The following is an 18,480-nucleotide window of genomic DNA, read 5'->3' on the forward strand; positions in this document are numbered from 1 at the left end:
GATATTTTCATGGTTTCACGTGCGCGCGCATCAAAGGCCGCGATCCTTCTTGCCGTGTGTGGTTTGGGACTCGGAGCTTGCTCTGCTCACCCGGGAACCGCCGCAATCGTTGGGGATACGCGTATCAGTGAAGCCGATGTGAGCTTGACCAGTCAGCAGCTCAGTGGGCTGCTTGGTCAAGATGTCGATGCCTCACGGTTGCTTCCGACTCTCAGCCAGAACCTGGCCATCGGCAAGCTTGCCGAGAAGAACGGCATCACGGTCTCTGATCAGGAAATCACTGACAGCCTTGCTGAAATGGGACAAGAAGTTGTTCAGCGTGGCGGAAAGAGCACGCCCATTACGAATCCCAGCTCTTTGCTGAAGACCATCATTAAGAGCTCGATCGCCCAGCAGAAGCTGCGTTCCTCCGGGATGTCTCAAGAGCAATTGGCCCAGGCGAATGCGGAATTGGCAAACACGATTCAATCAACCAAGGTTGAAATTAATCCCCGGTACGGCACTTTGGATGCGCAAAGTGGTTCGCTGACTCAAGGTGTTTTCGGTGACGTCATCCGCGCCAATAGCGGAGCACAGCAGTAGCTCGACTCAGACTGATCGATCGTCTAAATGTGATGTATCGCCCACCCGAGAGGGTGGGCGATACGGCATTTATGGGGACCTATGTCTAATTTTCGCCAAATTACGCACGAATGCCGTCATGAATATGCAGTGCTGTATGGGTGTAGCAGTTCTGCTTGAGCGCCGAATGTACTAGCGTTAGATACGACAGTAGTCACGTAGTTAATCGATTGGAGAATTAACGTGGCAAGCATTGAAGCAATCGGAGCTCGCGAGATCCTTGATTCCCGCGGTAACCCCACCGTCGAGGTTGAGGTCGTCCTTGAAGACGGCACCTTTGAGCGCGCAGCAGTTCCCTCTGGTGCATCCACCGGTGCATTCGAGGCCGTTGAGCGTCGTGATGGCGACAAGGGTCGTTACCAGGGCAAGGGCGTTCAGGACGCCGTTGACGCTGTGAACGAGATCATCGCCCCCGAACTCATTGACGAAGACGCATCCGATCAGCGTCGTATCGACGAGATCATGATCGAGCTGGACGGTACCCCGAACAAGGGCAAGCTCGGCGCCAATGCAATTCTCGGTGTCTCCCTTGCTGTTGCAAAGGCTGCAGCTGAGTCCGCAGGCCTGCCCCTGTACCGTTACTTGGGCGGCCCCAACGCTCACATCCTCCCCGTTCCCATGATGAACATCCTCAACGGCGGTTCTCACGCGGACACCAACGTTGACATCCAGGAGTTCATGATTGCTCCTCTGGGTGCCCCGACCTTCCGCGAAGCCCTCCGCTGGGGCGCAGAGGTCTACCACACCCTCAAGGCAGTCATCAAGGAACGCGGTCTGTCCACCGGTCTGGGCGACGAGGGTGGCTTCGCGCCGAACCTCTCCTCCAACGCCGCTGCGCTGGACCTGATCATCGAGGCCATCGAGAAGGCCGGCTTCAAGCCCGGCACCGATGTTGCACTCGCACTGGACGTCGCTTCCTCCGAGTTCTTCAAGGATGGCCTGTACCAGTTCGAAGGCGAAGGCCGTTCGACCGACTACATGGTTTCCTACTACGAGAAGCTCATCCGCGACTACCCGCTGGTCTCCATCGAAGACCCGTTGTCGGAAGACGAATGGGACGCATGGACCGCTCTTACCGCAGAAATTGGCAACCGCGTCCAGCTCGTTGGCGACGACCTCTTCGTCACCAACCCCGAGCGTCTGCGCAAGGGCATCGAGCTGCACGCAGCAAACGCCCTGCTGGTCAAGGTGAACCAGATCGGTTCGCTGACCGAGACCTTGGATGCCGTGGAAGAGGCACACCGCAATGGTTATCGCTCCATGACCTCTCACCGTTCCGGCGAGACCGAGGACACCACCATTGCTGACCTCGCAGTTGCCACCAACTCCGGCCAGATCAAGACCGGTGCTCCCGCTCGTTCCGAGCGCGTCGCGAAGTACAACCAGCTCCTGCGCATCGAAGAGGATCTCGACGATGCAGCAGTGTACGCGGGTCGTTCCTCCTTCCCCCGCGCTTCCTTCTGAGAAGAACGCACTGATACGCTCCTAGAAGCGTGAAGAAGGGTGGGTGACGAGAAATCGTCACCCACCCTTCTTTTCTTTTTGCGATCCGCCCCTCATTTGTTACCACGCGAGTTTTAGAGTCGACCCGAGTGCCCGATATAAGGCACCATAGGGACATGGCTCAGAAACCGAAAAAGGGACGACCGGTCGTTCCCAACGCCCGCAGGCGGCGTAGTGTCTCTGAGCCCGATGCGCAACGGCGGCCTCGGCAAGGAAGTCGAAATCCTCTGCGTTCTTCTGTCGCAGGCTCACAAGCCTCACCTTCAGCGAGTTCTTCTCGCCCGCAAGGCGGAAGGAAAGAAGAAAGAACGGCTCGGATGCGTTCTTCTGCGACGGCAACAACGCAGCGTCCTGCCTCCCTATCCTTTGGGGGAATCGAGATCTCTTTGAGGATCTTGGGGCTTCTTCTTTTGGGTGCGCTCCTTGCCCTTCTTCTGGTTCCCTCATTCATGCAGCTGTGGAGCCAAGAACGCGAACTGTCTGCGATCAAAAACAAGGTTCAACAGACGCAGGCCGATAACGAAGCCAAACGTCAGCAACTTCAACTTTGGTCGAATCCGCAATACATTGCTTCTCAGGCGCGAGAGCGTTTGGGCTACGTCAAACCCGGAGAAACTCAGTATTCGGTTCTTGATCCTGGCAAGGACTATCAGGATCAGGCTCAGGTTGCTGCCGCGCGTGAAGCTGGACCGGCTCGCCCGTGGATCCAGGTTCTTTCGCTTACCGTTGAAGAGGCAGATCACCCAACGGGGAATATTCAAACCGCTCAGACTGAGGGGGATAATTCTTCGACCTCGCCCAGTGAGTCCCCTCAGCCCAGTGAAACGGCGAGTACGGAGCAGGGCAGTGGTGCCTCGCAAACTCCAAGCTCACAGGGGGCAGGAAACTAACGTCCTCTTTGCCGCTCACGCTGAGAGTGAGGCCTCGCATAGTGGGCTTTTTCATCCCGCATGAACTATGCAGGTAGCGGCCTATTTCGTGTCTATTTTCATCGGGCTTACTGCCGTCATATGCCCGCGATCGAGTAAAATAAACCGGGTTTATTCGAAAGGTGAGGAATGATGAGCGCCATTACGCCGGCCAGCGACGCCGATCTTCAGGTCCTTGAAGAACAATTGGGACGCGTTCCGCGCGGCGTTGTTGGGATTGCAGCCCGCTGCGTGTGTGGAAAACCCACGGTTGTGGCAACCGCGCCTCGCCTTGAAGACGGAACTCCTTTCCCCACGACTTTCTACCTGACCAGCCCCGGCGCTGTCCGTGCGTGCTCGACCTTGGAAGCAACCAAGGTGATGGAGGAATTCAATCAGGACCTTGCCGAAGATGAGGAACTGCGTGCGGCCTACCAGCATGCTCATCAGGCCTACATCGCAGCGCGCGAGGAATTGGGCGCGCACTTGAAACTTGATGTGCCTGAAATTCATGGAGTTTCTGCCGGTGGAATGCCAACCCGCGTCAAATGTCTTCACGCACTGGTTGGACATGCCCTGGCCGCTGGTCGCGGCGTGAATCCGATCGGGGATCGCGCGCTGGATATGATGCGTGAGCGCGGCCTGTGGGACCCGGCCGCCTGCACCTGCTGACTGACAATACGACTAAGAAAGAATGAGATCATGACGCGGGTAGCGGCAATTGACTGTGGAACAAACTCAATTCGACTTCTAGTGGCCGATGGCGTGCTCAAGGGTGATGCCATTGCGCTTAACGATTTGACGCGGCAGATGCGCATTGTGCGCCTTGGGCAGGGCGTTGATCGTGCGGGACGACTGGCTCCCGAGGCGATCGAGCGGACACTGGTCGCAGTGCGTGAATACAAGCGAATGATTGACAATCTGGAAGCCGAAGAGATTCGTTTTGTCGCAACCTCTGCAATGCGCGATGCGGAAAACCGCGATGAATTCATTGAACCTGTGAAGGAAATTCTGGGCGTTTATCCAGAGGTCATTCCCGGAACCGAGGAAGCCGCGCTGTCCTTCGCTGGTGCAGCCAGTGGCGTTGTCGGCCAAGAACGCGGCAAGGTACTTGTCGTTGATATTGGTGGAGGCTCGACCGAAATGGTCGTGGGAACTCTGGGAAAGGGAGTTACCGAGGCTTATTCGGCAGATATGGGCTCAGTCCGCGTGACGGAGAAGTTCTTCGCTTCTTGTGCCAGTGACCAGCCGATTCCCGATGGGGTGCAGGCGCAGGCAAGTGAGTGGATTGATGCTCGCCTTGACGAGGCCGAGGAGGTCGTTGATTTTTCCTCGGTCCGCGCCGTAGTTGGTGTCGCCGGCACCATCACAACGATTGCTGCGCACGCTTTGGGTTTGAGTTCCTACCAGCCCGAGAAGATTGATGGTGCTTTCTTGAGCCACGAGGCCACCGATTCCTCTGTGCGTTTTATGCTTGAGCAACCTCTTGCTGTGAAAGCCGCTCTGGGCTTTATGCCTGAAGGGCGTGCTGACGTTATTGCAGGCGGAGCGCTCATTTGGAAACGCGTCATGGATCGAGTGACTCTTCGCTGTGAGAGTAGCGGACACGAAATCGCGGGCGCGTTGGTCTCAGAACACGATATCCTTGACGGTATCGCACTTTCGATGCTCAATCATCGATAGTGGGCTGTGCCCCCATAGCCCAATTGGCAGAGGCAACCGACTTAAAATCGGTGTGTTGTCGGTTCGAGTCCGACTGGGGGTACTCATTAGAACAGGAACCGAGGGAAAGGAAACTGACATGTCAAACCCCGTGTTCTCCAAGATGGAGCGCGATTGGTCGCGCGCTGATTCGACCCCCGCTGGTTACCCGACAATGCCCGGCTATCAACCAACAAATGCTCAGCCTTCTGGAACAGCGGTGCTGGACCCGCAGCGCTACCCCTATGCTCAGCAACAGGCCTCGGCGCAAACTTCTACGCAGAACCCCTACGGTGCGCCAAGCGGAGCCCCGGCGGTTGATCCTTCGGCCTACGCCGATATGCAAGCCGCATACCAGGCGCCCTCTGCAGATGCCGTTGACCGCGGTCGCATGACCTACGATGATGCGCTGATCAAGACAGGCATCACCTTCATGGTCCTGCTTTTGGGCGCAGCCCCGGCATGGATTCTGACGCTGACAACTCCGCTTCTGGGGCTTGGTCTTGCTGTTATCGGCGGCGTTGTTGCCTTCATTCTTGCTATGGTCAATAGTTTCTCCAAGACCATCCGGCCCGCACTGGTGATTGCGTATGCCTTTGCTGAGGGGCTTATGCTGGGTGCTATTTCGTCCTTTATGGAAATGGAATTCCCGGGTATCGTCGCTCAGGCATTTATCGCAACCGTTGTGGTTACCGGCCTGACACTGGTGCTTTTTGCCTCTGGTAAGGTTCGTAACTCGCCCAAGCTCATGAAGTTCACGCTGATTGGCATCTTCGGTTTGCTGATCACCCGCCTTGCGAATGCAGTGCTGGTTGCCTTTGGCTTGATGGCACCAATTGATTCGATGTACATCATGGGTATTCCGCTGGGAATTGTTGTCTCAGTGGTTGCTGTTTTCCTTGCGGCGATGAGCCTCATTAGTGATTTCGATACCGTGAAGCAGGGCGTTGAACGAGGCGCTCCCGCAAAGTTCGCGTGGTATTGCGCCTTCGGCATTATGGTGACGGTTGTCTGGATGTACATGGAGATTCTGCGCATCCTGGCAATTCTGAATCGTCGATAAACTTGTTTGACGTTTGACGTTTGACGTTTGAAAGGGGGCCGTTTTCGAACAGAGACGGCCCCTTTTCTATACGCAGTACATTTTCCCGCCGCTCACCGAATGGGTTGTTCGAGTCTAGATATGCCTGTCTCTCCAGTGAATCCGGGTTGATCGCTGGGAACATTCGTGCAATTTAGGGAACGCGTGTCCTATGACGCGCGCCTAGGTTCTGGGAATGTTTAACTAGAGCGTCACCATTTTTCCCCACTGTGATTCCCCAAGGAGGAACCATGGAAAACGTGAACGTCAGCGGCGAATTCGGCCGCAAGCCCACTTTGGAATTTACCGACTCAACCCCCAGCGATGAACTGCTGGTTGAGGTTCTTCATGAGGGCGATGGCCAGGTTGTTGAACCCGGCGATACGATCCACTGCCACTACCTGGGTCAGGTATGGGATGGCAATGTTTTCGATAATTCCTATGATCGTGGCGCACCCCTGAGCTTCCAGATTGGCGTCGGTATGGTGATCCGCGGATGGGATGAAGGGCTGATCGGACAGCGAGTTGGATCTCGCGTTCTGCTGTCGATTCCTTCTGATTATGGCTACGGTTCGCGTGGTGTTCCCCAGGCTGGAATCCGCGGCGGCGATACGCTAGTCTTTGTCACCGACATCCTCGGTGTCTCCTGATTGTGAACGATAGACAAGGCAAGGTATGAGCGAGAACGAAACACCGCGTACTCACAGTTCTTCCCAGCAACCGGATCGGGGATATGGAGAGGAAAGTGCGGGGAGCTCAGGCCTTGCCTCGTCATTTTTTAAATCCCTGGATGAGCTGCGACGCCGCGTGAACGAGCAGCGGCGTGCAGTTCAGTCCTCGACCCCCGAGAAGGATCCTGCTTCTGCTGCCAGCGACGCTTCGCCTCGTGATGCTGCCGAGGCCGTTCCGTGGTCCTTGCGCGTGGGCGCTGCGGTTGCATGGCGTGCGATTGTCGTTGCGGCTGCCGTTGGGCTGCTGCTGTTTGGAATGTCCTTTATCTATGGAATTGTTGTCCCTGTCGCCGTTGCAATACTCTTGACGCTGTTCTTAAGTCCCTTGGTATCTTGGCTACACCGAAAGCTGCACTTCTCGCAGGCTCTGGCTGCTCTCAGCGGCCTACTTGCGACTTTGCTCGTCATTGGTGCGGCGCTGTCAACGGCTGGGGTTCAGATTCTGAACCAGTTTCCATCGCTGCTGACGCGTGCGAATGAAGGCGTATCCGCGCTTTTAACCTGGTTGCAAAACAACCCGATGGGGCTTGATACCTCAACCATCGATTCCCATCTTCAAAACCTCCAATCCGAGGTTGTCACTTGGGTTCAAACCCATGCCCAGACCTTGGTCTTTGGTGCCTTCAACGCCACCTCTTCTGCAATTTCATTGGCCACCGGCTCGGCGATTGCGCTGTTCTGCCTGTTCTTCTTCCTCAAAGACGGGCGTAAGATCTGGGTCTGGTGCGTCCGTCTGCTTCCCAAGGGTGCACGCGAACCCGTTCACGAGGCCGCAATCCGTGGTTGGGCCTCGATGGGCGGCTATGTGGTTGGACAGATGCAGGTCGCCGCCATTGACGCCTTAAGTATCGGTATCGGTGCCTACTTCCTCGGTGTTCCCTTGGTCATCCCGATTATCGTTTTGGTCTTCTTCGGGTCTTTTATCCCGATTCTTGGCGCGTTCTTCTCGGGAAGTGTTGCCGTCCTTGTCGCGGTGGTTGATCAAGGATTTACCACTGGTTTGATCATGCTGGTGATTATTCTGGTTGTCCAGCAAGTCGAAGGGAATCTGCTGCAGCCGCTTCTCATGTCCAACGCGGTGTCCTTGCACCCCTTGGTTGTTATGCTCGGTGTGACAGCGGGATCAATGGTTGCCGGAATTGCCGGTGCGATCTTCTCTATTCCTGTTATTTCCTTCATTAATTCCGTGGTGCTGTACCTGCATGGCCATGATCCTGAGCCATCATTGGCGACGAAGATTGATCGTCCCGGCGGTGCTCCCGGAACCCTTGATGCGATGATCGCCCATTCCTATGGGGAAGATCTTCCGCTCCTTGCAGGGGATGCGGTTGATGCACACACCTATGCCGTGGATGAAGAGCTGAGCGAACGTATGGTTACTGTCGGAAGTGCAGAGCCGGGCGATACTGTAGGGAGGCATGTGGCCGAAGAAATCGCAGAGAGCGACAAGGCTTATGGAAAAGAGAACGACTAGTGTGATAAGGCCTTGCGTGAGCGCGTTGTTCTGATTGAAAGCGTAAAACTGTGGGGGTTCCAGAGTTCAGCTCTGGAGCCCCCACAGTGCGTTTGGGTTTACTTAGCCGACGAAAGGCTTCGCGTCCAAGATCTCAACGGTGATCTCGCGGCCGTTGGGGGCCTCGTATGTCAGGGTGTCACCCTTGCGGTGTCCGATGACTGCGGCGCCCAGCGGAGCCTGTGCGGAGAAGACCTGTACGCCCAAGTCGCCGCCGGCGTCACGCGAGCCCAGAAGGAACTTCTGTTCGCGGCCAGCAACCATGGCAGTCACAACCATTCCGGGCTCAACAACGCCGTCATCGGCAGGAGTTTCACCGACCTGCGCATTACGCAGCATTTCTTCCAAGCTCTGAATGCGAGTCTCATTCAAGGACTGTTCGTTGCGTGCAGCGTGGTAACCGCCGTTCTCGCGCAGATCGCCTTCTTGGCGTGCGGCGTCAATAAGACGCGCAATTTCGGGGCGGCGTACCTCGACGCGTTCCGTCAGCTCCGCCTGGAGCTTGTCATACTGGGCTTGGGTCAGCCACTGAGTATCAGCCATTACTTTGCCTCCGACATGTGTCGATGAATATCGACGTGTTCTTAGACTCTACAGATTTGACAGCCTACCAGCCTTAAGGGTGCTGCGGGCGCATTTGCGCTATCTGTGGAAAAAGAGTTACAGGACAGCGAGATACACGGCTACGCAGTGGCATGCCCACGCGAGCACGGTGCACAGGTGGAAGATCTCGTGGAAGCCAAACCAACGCGGTGAAAGGTCTGGTTTTTTCGTTGCGTAGACCACTGCTCCGATTGTGTACAGAATTCCGCCTGCAAGAAGCAGCCACACAATCACCGCGCCACCCAAGGCCCAAAACTGCGGCAGATACCAGACCGCGACCCATCCCAGGGCGACGTAGATCAGTGTTGCCAACCAGCGCGGTGCGCTCGGCCAAAAGAGGTTGAGCAAGATTCCCAGGAGTGCTCCTCCCCAGACAATGGACAAGATTGTCACTGCTTGGGCATGGGGGAGGATCGCGATGGAGAGAGGGGTGTATGTTCCCGCGATCAGAAGGAAGATGTTTGAGTGGTCAAGGCGGTTCCACACGATTTCCCAGCGGGGGGACCAATAAAAGCGGTGGTAGAGCGCAGAGATTCCAAAGAGAATCAACGAGGCCGCAAGATAGATTGCGGAGCCGCCTTTGGTTGCGCCGGTGGGCGCAAGGCAGGTGAGGACAATCGAGGCCGCCAAAGACAGTGGCGCCGCAACAAGGTGAATCCAACCCCGCAGGTGGGGCTTAACCGATACCTTCTGTCCGGGAAACCACTGGGTGGGTTTGAGGGAAGCGATTTTCATGAGTGCCTCCACGAAAGATCAACCTACGCATGCGTAACTTACTAAACCGTAGGGTACGCCAATTTACAGGGAAAGGCAGCAGTCTTCCGCTGATTGTGAACAGTGAAACTGGATGTTTGCATGAGGAAGAAATATGCGATGAGCGTCATATTCGCGATACTCTTAACCCATGTTGACGCGCTCACGCGTGGAAGGGTTTAGCAGTGTCACAGTGGAATGTGCTTTATGACGTCTATGAAAGGCGCCTCCGTGCGTCTTTGGTGGGGCGTCCTATTCCTCGTCACGTTGGCGTGATTTTGGATGGGAATCGTCGTTGGGCTAAATCGATTGGCTTCACCGCGTCTCAGGGGCACCGTGTTGGTGCAGGGAAGATCACTGAATTCTTGGGTTGGGCCGAAGAAGTCGGCGTTGAGATCGTTACCTTGTGGATGCTTTCGACAGATAATCTATCCCGCCAAAGTGATGAGCTCTCCGAGCTGCTCGCGATCATTTCTCAGGCTGTCTCGGCATTGAGTCAGACCGGTAAATGGCACCTGCGAATTGTCGGTGACCTTCGATTGCTTCCTGAAGATATTGCCAATTCCCTTCGGCAGGCTGCTCAGGAGAGTCCCTCAAAGAGCGCTCTGAGCGTCAACATTGCGGTTGGCTATGGTGGCCGTCATGAGATTGTCGAGGCCGTGCGTGAGGTGATCCGTGACGCTGGGCAGCGGGGTGAAAGTCTTGAAGAACTTGCTTCGCGTTTGAAGGACTCGGACATTGCCGAACACCTGTATACCGGTGACCAACCCGATCCGGATCTTGTCATTCGAACCTCTGGCGAACAGCGACTGTCAGGCTTCATGATTTGGCAGTCTGCGCACTCTGAGTTTTATTTCTGCGAAACCTATTGGCCTGACTTTAGGAAGATTGATTTCCTTCGCGCACTGCGTGCCTATGCGCAAAGAGAGCGGCGGATGGGGAAGTAGCTCCCTGCCGTGAAGGCTTCAGCTTGATACAGCGTGGGGGCGCGGATCAAAAGATCCGCGCCCCCACGTCTTTCAAAGCCAGGTGATTAAAGAGTCTTAGGCTAGGAACTCGGCGAGCTCCGACAACCACGGTGGGTTCGCACCCGCACGAGAGACCGTAATATCGCTGATCGTTGCCGCGCGCTCCAAGATGAAGTCGACCTTTGCGGCATCCAAATCACGCAGAGCGGGTCGCGACATGGCACCCACCAGACCGAGGGACCACAGGGCGTCGATCAGACCTCCCATGAAGGAATCGCCTGCGCCGACGGTGTCTTCAACCTTGACATCTCCCGCGGGGATTGAACGGCGAACACCATTGGAGGTGAATGCCGCTGCGCCATCCTTGCCCTTCGTGACAACGATCAGTGAGGGACCCGCGGTAAGCCAATCACGCACTACATCCTCGATCTCGCGACCGTTGGTGAGCCAAGCGATATCTTCGTCGGAAACTTTGACGACGTCGGAGATGCCGATGAACTTATTGACGGTGGCCAATGCTTCTTCAGGCGTTCCCATGAGAGCGGGGCGAGCATTGGGGTCATAGGTAATGATGGCGTGCTGGCGCGCAGTGACCATTGCATCCAAAACGGCGTGTGCGCCCGGTTCGATCACTGCAGCAATGGAACCGGAGTGGACGATTCGAGCCTGGGTGGATACGGCGATAGGGCTATTTGGAGCCCAGTCAAGATCAAAGGTGTAGGTCGCCGCACCCTTTTCGTTGAGCTTTGCGAGTGCGGTTGGTGTGTGGTCGGCTCCAAAGGACTCCTCGGTGATAACAACGTGCGAGGCCGTGAAGTGATCTTCAAGGATGTCGCCACGTTCATCGTGTGCCAGCCATGTTTGCAGGCCAACGTTACGGCCTAAGCGACCGAGCGTCATTGCGACGTTTGCTGGTGAGCCCCCGGGGATCTCGACGGCCGCGATAGGACTATCCGCGGGGACCACAATATCCATTAAGGCTTCTCCGATGGAGAGGATGTGGGGGTCGATTGCGAGGTCCATGTTTCCTCCTGTTTCCAGACCACTTCGGCTGGTTTCCTCGAACAATTGGCGTTCTCAGTCTAACCAATCTCTGGGGCCTGGGCGACGGAGAATTACTTTTCTGTTCCCTGTTCCATCCTTTGGGTTGCTGCGTCCAAAATCGAACGACAACGGGTGGCAAGCGCTTCGCCGCGTTCCCACATGGCAAGAGTGTCTTCTAGGGGAGCCTGTCCGCTCTCCAGCGTCTTCACGATGGTGATTAATTCATCGCGTGCTGCTTCATACGACAGGGATTCCGGTGCTGGGAGCGTATTTTCTGCCATGTGATCCTCCAAGTTGGGTGGTGTACTTTGGTGAGAAGGTAGGACGGGTTATTCGTTTGCTGCTGCGCTATTTGTTGCTTGGGTGGAGCCAACGACTTGGGCGACCAAGCGGCCTGAGGCAAGGATGCCTTCGACCAAGGTACCCTTTGGAACTTGCGAGGCGTCTCGAACCAATTCGCCAGAGGGAAGCTTGAGCATGGAGTAGCCGCGTTCCAAAGTGGCCTGCGGTGAAAGAGCACGCAGGGTTGCCGACGCCTGAACGATTCCCTGGCGTTCCTCGCTCAGTCGGCGTTCAATTCGGGAACGCAAATTTGTTACCGCTGAATCAATGAGGACACGATGAGGTTCCAGCGTTGCTGCCGGCGTGAGGAAGATGGGACGCGAAACAACAAGATCCAAATGATGGCGTTCTTGTGTCAGTCTGCGTTCGATTGCATTCCGCATTGCTTGAGAAGCGCCAGCTAAACCTTCAAGTTCTTGGGCAAGGTCAGGAACAATGCGTCTGGCTGCATCCGTCGGAGTCGATGCGCGAAAGTCTGCCACGTAATCCAAAAGTGGCGCGTCGCCCTCATGTCCGATTGCCGACACCAGGGGAGTGGAGGTGGCTGCAGCGGCGCGTACCAAGGCCTCGTCAGAGAAGGGAAGAAGATCCTCAACGGAACCGCCGCCTCGGGCAACAACAATCACGTCAACTTCAGGGATTTGATCGAGCTCGGCAATGGCATCGCTGACCTCACGCACCGCGTACTGGCCCTGGACTGCAACCTCGCGGACTTCGAAACGCGCAGCGGGCCAGCGTGCACTTGCATTCACAATGACGTCATCTTTTGCCTTCGCATTTCGCCCGCACACAAGGCCAATGACGCGCGGCAGGAAAGGAAGGGGTTTCTTACGTCGTTCATCGAAGAGGCCTTCGGCTGCAAGTTTTTGACGCAGGCGTTCAATTTGAGCCAATAGATCGCCAAGGCCTTGAAGGTGAACCTCGGCTGCTTGGAGGTTCAAGCTTCCGCTGCGTTCCCAAAAAACAGGCTTGACGCGTGTGACGACTTTGACGCCTTCTTCAAATCCTGCACCGACTGCAGAAATGACATTCGGGAAAGCCGTAACGGTCATTGAGGTGTCAGATTCGGTGTCGCGCAGGGTGAAAAATGCCATGCGCGAGCCCGGGCGCGGGTTGTATTGAACGACCTGACCTTCCACCCAGAGCGAAGACATTCGGTCAACGTAGATCTTGATGTTCTGCGTGAGTCTGCGCAGCGGCCATGGGTTTTCGCGCGTCGTATCAGCTGCTTTTGCTGCGGGGGGCATGTTCTCTGGCACGAAATAAGCATGACACAGGCCAGGGGCATTTGCGTCCAGACTGGGAAGGAAAAGTAATTATGGTTCGCAGATGCACATGGCGGCCTGTACGGTTGATCTATGACTCATGACGACACTCTTCGTACTAGCGAAAGCGATTCCCACGCCGAAGGCGGGAAGATCCTGCTTGCAGCGCCTCGTGGATATTGCGCGGGTGTTGATCGCGCGGTTGATGTCGTTGAAAAGGCTTTGGATCTTTACGGTGCGCCCGTCTATGTCCGTAAAGAAATCGTTCACAACAAGTTTGTCGTCGAATCTTTGACGAAGCGCGGGGCGATCTTTGTTCAAGAAACCGATCAGGTTCCTGAAGGCGCCCGCGTGGTGTTCTCTGCCCACGGTGTTTCGCCCGAAGTTCATGCGGTTGCAGCCCAGCGCCATCTTGCAACAATCGATGCGACCTGCCCGCTGGTGACGAAGGTGCACCGAGAGGCCGTGCGTTACGCGAAGGACGACTACGACATCATCTTGGTCGGCCACGAAGGTCACGAAGAAGTTGAAGGTACTTTTGGCGAAGCTCCCGAACACATTCAAGTGGTTGGAACGCCTGAAGAAGTCGACAATCTGGTCGTTCGTGACCCTGAGCGCGTTGTGTGGATTTCGCAGACGACCCTTTCTGTTGATGAGACGCGTCAAACGGTCGATCGCTTGCGCCAGCGTTTCCCCAAACTTGTTGATCCGCCTTCAGATGACATTTGTTACGCGACGCAAAATCGTCAGGGGGCCGTGAAGGTCATTGCCCCTCAGGTTGATGTCATGGTTGTTGTGGGCTCTGCGAATTCCTCGAACTCGGTACGTTTGGTTGATGTTGCCCTCGAATCAGGTGTTCCCACTGCGTATCGCATCGATAAGGCCGAAGAGCTTCAGGAAGAATGGTTCGCAGGTGCGAAGACCGTAGGCTTGACCTCGGGTGCGTCAGTGCCGGAAATCCTTGTCCGTGATGTGATTGCCTGGCTTCAGGAACGCGGTTTCCCAACTGTTGAGGAAGTCCGAACTGAGACGGAAACGACGACTTTCGCGCTTCCCCGTGACCTACGTTCAGATTTGAAGAAGGCTGGACAGATCGATGTTCGCCCGCATGCGCGTCGCACCGCCGGTCCTGATCACACCAGCTGAGCGCAAGTTCACCCGCTAATGCGCGCTCTTTCTAGGCGCGGGCGAACGGGAGTGCGGCCTCGTCGGATAGGATAGGGGCGTGTCTTTAACTATTGGTATCGCCGGCCTGCCCAACGTTGGCAAGTCCACTCTGTTTAATGCTCTGACCCGCGCAACTGTTCTGGCTGCGAACTACCCCTTCGCAACCATCGAACCGAATGTGGGTGTCGTTCCGCTTCCCGATGCGCGTTTGAACAAGCTCGCCGAGATTTTCGGTTCTCAGCGCATCATTCCCGCGACCGTTTCTTTCGTTGATATCGCGGGTATTGTGCGTGGTGCGTCTGAGGGTGAGGGCTTGGGTAACCAGTTCCTTGCGAACATTCGCGAGGCCGACGCCATTTGCCAGGTGACGCGCGCTTTTTCCGACCCTGACGTTGTGCACGTTGATGGCAAGGTTGATCCTGAGTCGGATATTGAAACCATTAAGACCGAGCTGATTCTGGCTGACATGCAGACGCTTGAGAAGCAAATCCCGCGTCTGGAAAAGGAAGTTCGCGGCAAGAAGACCGAGGCAATTGTCCTGGAAACTGCGCGCGCAGCAATGGAACTGCTTGAAAAGGGCGAACTGCTCAGCGGCCCCGCGGGGGCAAAGCTTGATCAGGATGCACTCAAGTCCTTCCAACTGATGACCTCTAAGCCCTTTATCTTCGTGTTCAATATGGATGCCGAAGAAATGGACAACAAGGAACTGCAGGACGAGTTGCGTTCGCTTGTTACCCCCGCTGAAGCGATCTTCTTGGATGCACAGTTCGAGTCCGAGCTTGTTGAGCTGGACGAGGATGACGCGCGAGAAATGTTGGCGGAGTCCGGCCAGAGCGAATCCGGCTTGGATAAGTTGGCGCGAGTTGGCTTCGATACCCTTGGGCTGCAGACCTACCTGACCGCTGGTGAGAAGGAAGCGCGCGCCTGGACAATCCACAAGGGCGATACTGCTCCCAAGGCTGCCGGCGTGATCCACACGGACTTCGAGAAGGGCTTCATTAAGGCTGAGATCGTCTCATACGACGATCTGATCGAGGCTGGTTCCATGGCTGCTGCGAAGGCTGCCGGCAAGGTCCGCATGGAAGGTAAGGACTACGTCATGCAGGACGGCGACATCGTGGAGTTCCGCTTCAACGTGTGAGTTCTTTGAAACGTAGTGGTGGCCGGGGCGTGTGCCCCGGCCACTTCTGTTTTGTATCTGACCTTTCTCAAGGGGGGGCACGAAACCCGTTGGAAGAGCCGATCAGAATCTCAGGACGCCCTCACAAACCCCGCCTTCTCGGGCGTCGTTTTAAAATATGAATCACCTGCTTGCGCAGAAAGTCGCAATGGTCCGCCAGACTTCTGAGCGGTGCAGGCTTTGTTGTTCTCCGTACCTAGCCTCGACCTCCATACCTGACCTCGGTTCTGCACGAGAAAACGCTGTCATTCTGGCTGTTGACTTCCTCTTCAAGGCGTAGCCGCTGGAAGCGGTGACCAACGTCATCCTCAGAACATCCCATTCAGGGTGACAGTCTTGCTGATTGGGGTTCGCTGGTGTGAGGGAGTATGCACATCCATCGCGTCTACAGGCTCGCTTGGGTGATGTAGCCGTGCTCGTAGCGGTTCTTCATCTGCTTGAGCGCAACGAAGCCGAGAACAAGGCCGATAATGTTCACCGCGACGACGGGGATGGAGAAGAATTCGGCCACGAAGATGAAGCTGATCGGAGCCAGGTCCAGCCAGTGCTCACCGCTCGGAATCAGCACGTTCACCAGCGTCCCGAGGATGACTAGCGCGAAGATAACAAGCCCGGTGATCCCGAATCCGCGGCACGCTGCCCCTAAGGCTTTGCCCCGGCTACGCGCAGGTACGCCGGACTGCTGGGGAACCTGCGCCGGATACCCGTTCAAGCCGGGGCCGGTCGAATATGGAGTCGTCACAGGTAGTCCTTCATTTGTCGAGGGCAATGGGACAGAGGCGTCCGGGATAAATTAGGCCCCCCATCAACCAGAGGATGGCCGTGATCTCGGCAACCAGAAACACAATCATCGGGGCTGCATTCATCCAAACCCCAACCTTGTACATCCTCTCGTGACGTGGGTCCTGCACCCGCTTGCGCCCATTCGAGCCGAGGATGAGACCGATGACGTTCATGATCGCGCCCGGGATGTAGATCGTCCCGGAGATGGCAATGAAACTGAAGGGAGCGAGAGCTTGCTCAACGGAATCTTTCGCACTAAATGCGGGATACACTCCCGAGAACAGTCCGCTAGCACAGAGGATGAGTCCAATAATCCCCAGGCATATGGAGGCCACGCCGAGGCCTTGGCCGGGTGGAGCCGCAACCTGCGGCGCCGGCTGCATGTCGGCGTAGGGATTGCCCGGCACGGTACCGGGGTAGATCGGTGCGTTTCCGGGGTTGCCAGGCAGACCGGAACCGGGAGATGAGGCATTGTCATCATCGGTCCTTCAGCCGTTGTTCGTTGCGTCTGAGTACCCACCGGATGGGGTCACCGTGAGCGGCTCCGGGCCGCATACACCAAGATGAGCCCAGAGACCACCAGCATCAGGCCAAAGGGGACCACGTATAGAAGAAGTGCGACGCCGGCCCAGGCGAGCCCGTCGCCACTATCCCCATGGTCTCCAGGGATGAGATCAATCGCGATACAGCCAACGATCGACGCCACGATGATGACTGTGCCGAAGGCGGTCAGAATGATGCCGCCGATGCTCCGCCTCTTCTTCGGGCGAGGCGCGGGTTCCTGGCCCCAATAACCGTGCTGCGCGTCAGGCACATACCCCTGACCCATCGCACCGTTCATAGGCTGCGCGTCCCATTGAGTGGGAGCTGCGTACTCCGGAGGATACCCCGGAGCGGGATGCGAGTCCGGGAGGTGTGGATTCGGGGTTGTCACGGTCGGTCCTTCACGTGTTGATAGGTGCCACCCATGCGGGCTGCAATCACAATCCTAAAGGAGCGCATGCTCACGCCACGTATCGACAGTCACGGGACCCGACACACAGGCTCGTCGTTTGGTGCGGCCCCGCTGCTCGCACCCACATCACCCGCTTGGCAATTCCGACGCAGTACGCAAGGAGCACTGTCGGCAGACCAAAAAGCGCGCATGGGATGAGGAGAAGACCCGAAAGCAAGTATTGACCATCGCCATTATCCGAATGATCCACAGGCTCTAAATTAATCAGGAATGTCATGATGCTCGGAGCAAGAAGCAACAACAGCCCAATGACAGCAAAGAGGATCCAAATTTTGGGGACCCACGGCTTCTTTGGAAGAGGTTGCGTCGGCGGTGGTTGCAACACCATTGCCCGTTTCGACCAAGCAGGATGAGGCAACACACCATGAGGCACCCCATCGTGCGTGGTACCGGTGGCCGCCACCCCTACATGAATTTGTAAGAACCTTTCGTATTGAAAACAAACAGAATGCTGAAATTCAGCTGATTTCAGGGAATTACTTTTAGGTACTTTCAATGTCAGGATTTTAAAATGAGGTAAAAGCGAGACAATAACGAATGACTCCCATTTGCTTCTAAAATCTACAATACCTAAGGAAGTTGACAGACGAATAATGGGCAAATTTAGTTTAAAAGAACCCCCAGTAAGGCACGGAATACTGTTTAGTACGTATAACCCAGAAAGAAATAAAATGACTAGCTATAGCTAGAGCAAAAATGGTTGCAACACTCAGCACTGTTATAGGATTAGAAGCGAAAACCAAAGAGACAATCAAGGCAGTCAGATAGAGTGTCGCTTGAGCACAGTAGTAACTTCTTGGATAGCGAAGATAGTTTTTGTTATAGGGCCCATTTGCTAGGACAGCAGCTTGGAAGAGGCCAATTCCGATATAAAAGAAGCTGGTTGCAAAGAGAAGATTAGCTTCAGGATTCAGAAGAAAACTCATCGAAACGGTCATCATAAGAAGTCCAATGAAAATAGGATAGTGACTATAAATTAGAAATAGTCCCTTTTGATTAGATTTTTCATCAATAGCATGGTCAAATTCACCAAAATAAAACAGGAACAGAGAAAGCATGATAACGAAATTAAGAATCGAATAAATCGAGAAATTTTCGACCGTAAAGAAGTCAACTAGCCCAATAACCATCTCTCCAAACGTAATAATGACAAGAAGGGAGACGCGCTCGATTAAATGGGGAAGATTTACCTGGAAATGCTCATCTTTAGTAATCAAGAAAATTGGCACAATAAATGTTAGCAGAATACTAGCAATAAAGATATAGACTCCAACGTAAATAGGAAAAAGAGCTGCCAGATAG

General features: G+C 55.5%; 21 protein-coding genes and 1 tRNA gene. 12 read left to right on the plus strand and 10 right to left on the minus strand.

Features of this window, described 5'->3' with window-relative positions; translation table 11 throughout:
• The first annotated feature begins 9 nt into the window (after positions 1-9).
• From RW023_RS04250 to RW023_RS04290, 9 genes are all read left to right on the plus strand, one after another.
• Positions 10-582, plus strand: a complete 573-nt coding sequence (locus RW023_RS04250; protein WP_315580029.1) for a hypothetical protein — start codon at positions 10-12, stop codon at positions 580-582.
• Between the two features lie 222 nt (positions 583-804).
• Entirely contained in the window at positions 805-2,085 is a 1,281-nt protein-coding gene (gene eno / locus RW023_RS04255) for a phosphopyruvate hydratase (RefSeq protein WP_009408921.1), read from the plus strand.
• A 356-nt stretch (positions 2,086-2,441) separates the two neighbouring features.
• Positions 2,442-3,014 (plus strand): septum formation initiator family protein, encoded by a 573-nt coding sequence (locus tag RW023_RS04260; protein WP_315580030.1) that lies wholly within the window; start codon positions 2,442-2,444, stop codon positions 3,012-3,014.
• A gap of 168 nt (positions 3,015-3,182) precedes the next feature.
• The gene (locus RW023_RS04265) at positions 3,183-3,704 is read left to right on the plus strand and encodes a DUF501 domain-containing protein (protein ID WP_399499336.1); all 522 of its coding nucleotides are present in this window, start codon (positions 3,183-3,185) and stop codon (positions 3,702-3,704) included.
• A 30-nt stretch (positions 3,705-3,734) separates the two neighbouring features.
• Complete coding sequence (locus tag RW023_RS04270; protein WP_315580032.1) at positions 3,735-4,715, plus strand: Ppx/GppA phosphatase family protein; 981 nt, start codon at positions 3,735-3,737, stop codon at positions 4,713-4,715.
• A gap of 8 nt (positions 4,716-4,723) precedes the next feature.
• Positions 4,724-4,797 (plus strand) — tRNA-Leu (locus tag RW023_RS04275).
• 36 nt (positions 4,798-4,833) lie between these two features.
• The gene (locus RW023_RS04280; protein WP_315580033.1) at positions 4,834-5,796 is read left to right on the plus strand and encodes a Bax inhibitor-1/YccA family protein; all 963 of its coding nucleotides are present in this window, start codon (positions 4,834-4,836) and stop codon (positions 5,794-5,796) included.
• A 269-nt stretch (positions 5,797-6,065) separates the two neighbouring features.
• A complete protein-coding gene (locus tag RW023_RS04285; protein ID WP_048714111.1) occupies positions 6,066-6,464 on the plus strand; it encodes an FKBP-type peptidyl-prolyl cis-trans isomerase in 399 nt (132 codons plus the stop codon).
• A gap of 25 nt (positions 6,465-6,489) precedes the next feature.
• Complete coding sequence (locus RW023_RS04290) at positions 6,490-8,019, plus strand: AI-2E family transporter (RefSeq protein WP_315580034.1); 1,530 nt, start codon at positions 6,490-6,492, stop codon at positions 8,017-8,019.
• A gap of 102 nt (positions 8,020-8,121) precedes the next feature.
• On the opposite strand, the gene greA is transcribed toward RW023_RS04290, so the two are convergent.
• Both greA and RW023_RS04300 read right to left on the minus strand, forming a co-directional pair.
• Positions 8,122-8,601 (minus strand): transcription elongation factor GreA, encoded by a 480-nt coding sequence (gene greA, locus RW023_RS04295; protein WP_296490017.1) that lies wholly within the window; start codon positions 8,599-8,601, stop codon positions 8,122-8,124.
• Positions 8,602-8,718: 117 nt separating this feature from the next.
• Positions 8,719-9,396 (minus strand): hemolysin III family protein, encoded by a 678-nt coding sequence (locus RW023_RS04300; RefSeq protein ID WP_315580035.1) that lies wholly within the window; start codon positions 9,394-9,396, stop codon positions 8,719-8,721.
• Positions 9,397-9,599: 203 nt separating this feature from the next.
• On the opposite strand from RW023_RS04300, the gene RW023_RS04305 reads away from it, so the two are divergent.
• A complete protein-coding gene (locus RW023_RS04305) occupies positions 9,600-10,361 on the plus strand; it encodes an isoprenyl transferase (RefSeq protein WP_315580036.1) in 762 nt (253 codons plus the stop codon).
• 96 nt (positions 10,362-10,457) lie between these two features.
• On the opposite strand, the gene RW023_RS04310 is transcribed toward RW023_RS04305, so the two are convergent.
• The 3 genes from RW023_RS04310 to xseA all read right to left on the minus strand — a co-directional run bounded on the left by RW023_RS04310 (position 10,458) and on the right by xseA (position 13,015).
• On the minus strand, positions 10,458-11,405 hold the full coding sequence (locus RW023_RS04310) for a carbohydrate kinase (RefSeq protein WP_315580037.1): 948 nt from the start codon (positions 11,403-11,405) through the stop codon (positions 10,458-10,460).
• A gap of 92 nt (positions 11,406-11,497) precedes the next feature.
• On the minus strand, positions 11,498-11,707 hold the full coding sequence (locus tag RW023_RS04315) for an exodeoxyribonuclease VII small subunit (protein ID WP_315580038.1): 210 nt from the start codon (positions 11,705-11,707) through the stop codon (positions 11,498-11,500).
• A 48-nt stretch (positions 11,708-11,755) separates the two neighbouring features.
• The gene (gene xseA / locus RW023_RS04320) at positions 11,756-13,015 is read right to left on the minus strand and encodes an exodeoxyribonuclease VII large subunit (protein ID WP_315580039.1); all 1,260 of its coding nucleotides are present in this window, start codon (positions 13,013-13,015) and stop codon (positions 11,756-11,758) included.
• 111 nt (positions 13,016-13,126) lie between these two features.
• Between xseA and RW023_RS04325 the strand changes: the two genes are divergently transcribed.
• The gene (locus RW023_RS04325) at positions 13,127-14,179 is read left to right on the plus strand and encodes a 4-hydroxy-3-methylbut-2-enyl diphosphate reductase (protein ID WP_315580040.1); all 1,053 of its coding nucleotides are present in this window, start codon (positions 13,127-13,129) and stop codon (positions 14,177-14,179) included.
• A 79-nt stretch (positions 14,180-14,258) separates the two neighbouring features.
• Positions 14,259-15,341, plus strand: a complete 1,083-nt coding sequence (ychF, locus tag RW023_RS04330) for a redox-regulated ATPase YchF (protein WP_009408937.1) — start codon at positions 14,259-14,261, stop codon at positions 15,339-15,341.
• Positions 15,342-15,765: 424 nt separating this feature from the next.
• Here the strand turns inward: ychF and RW023_RS04335 are convergent, their stop codons facing one another.
• The 5 genes from RW023_RS04335 to RW023_RS04355 all read right to left on the minus strand — a co-directional run.
• Positions 15,766-16,122 (minus strand): inner-membrane translocator, encoded by a 357-nt coding sequence (locus RW023_RS04335; RefSeq protein ID WP_315580041.1) that lies wholly within the window; start codon positions 16,120-16,122, stop codon positions 15,766-15,768.
• Positions 16,123-16,132: 10 nt separating this feature from the next.
• A complete protein-coding gene (locus RW023_RS04340) occupies positions 16,133-16,498 on the minus strand; it encodes a hypothetical protein (protein ID WP_315580042.1) in 366 nt (121 codons plus the stop codon).
• Between the two features lie 194 nt (positions 16,499-16,692).
• A complete protein-coding gene (locus RW023_RS04345) occupies positions 16,693-17,097 on the minus strand; it encodes a hypothetical protein (RefSeq protein WP_156335179.1) in 405 nt (134 codons plus the stop codon).
• 70 nt (positions 17,098-17,167) lie between these two features.
• Complete coding sequence (locus RW023_RS04350; protein ID WP_315580043.1) at positions 17,168-17,779, minus strand: hypothetical protein; 612 nt, start codon at positions 17,777-17,779, stop codon at positions 17,168-17,170.
• 7 nt (positions 17,780-17,786) lie between these two features.
• The coding region (locus tag RW023_RS04355; protein ID WP_315580044.1) for a low temperature requirement protein A at positions 17,787-18,480 on the minus strand (694 nt) is incomplete at its 5' end.

It is taken from the genome of uncultured Actinomyces sp. (assembly GCF_963542285.1).
In the GTDB taxonomy this organism is placed as follows: Bacteria; Actinomycetota; Actinomycetes; order Actinomycetales; family Actinomycetaceae; genus Pauljensenia.

Excerpts from the sequence above, each read along its gene's own strand:
- RW023_RS04315 (WP_315580038.1), bottom strand. The coding sequence starts at position 11,707 with ATGGCAGAAAATACGCTCCCAGCACCGGAATCCCTGTCGTATGAAGCA.
- RW023_RS04265 (WP_399499336.1), top strand. The coding sequence starts at position 3,183 with ATGATGAGCGCCATTACGCCGGCCAGCGACGCCGATCTTCAGGTCCTT.
- RW023_RS04280 (WP_315580033.1), top strand. The coding sequence starts at position 4,834 with ATGTCAAACCCCGTGTTCTCCAAGATGGAGCGCGATTGGTCGCGCGCT.
- RW023_RS04270 (WP_315580032.1), top strand. The coding sequence starts at position 3,735 with ATGACGCGGGTAGCGGCAATTGACTGTGGAACAAACTCAATTCGACTT.
- RW023_RS04300 (WP_315580035.1), bottom strand. The coding sequence starts at position 9,396 with ATGAAAATCGCTTCCCTCAAACCCACCCAGTGGTTTCCCGGACAGAAG.
- xseA (WP_315580039.1), bottom strand. The coding sequence starts at position 13,015 with ATGCCCCCCGCAGCAAAAGCAGCTGATACGACGCGCGAAAACCCATGG.
- RW023_RS04310 (WP_315580037.1), bottom strand. The coding sequence starts at position 11,405 with ATGGACCTCGCAATCGACCCCCACATCCTCTCCATCGGAGAAGCCTTA.
- greA (WP_296490017.1), bottom strand. The coding sequence starts at position 8,601 with ATGGCTGATACTCAGTGGCTGACCCAAGCCCAGTATGACAAGCTCCAG.
- RW023_RS04250 (WP_315580029.1), top strand. The coding sequence starts at position 10 with ATGGTTTCACGTGCGCGCGCATCAAAGGCCGCGATCCTTCTTGCCGTG.
- RW023_RS04290 (WP_315580034.1), top strand. The coding sequence starts at position 6,490 with ATGAGCGAGAACGAAACACCGCGTACTCACAGTTCTTCCCAGCAACCG.
- RW023_RS04285 (WP_048714111.1), top strand. The coding sequence starts at position 6,066 with ATGGAAAACGTGAACGTCAGCGGCGAATTCGGCCGCAAGCCCACTTTG.
- RW023_RS04260 (WP_315580030.1), top strand. The coding sequence starts at position 2,442 with ATGCGTTCTTCTGCGACGGCAACAACGCAGCGTCCTGCCTCCCTATCC.
- RW023_RS04325 (WP_315580040.1), top strand. The coding sequence starts at position 13,127 with ATGACTCATGACGACACTCTTCGTACTAGCGAAAGCGATTCCCACGCC.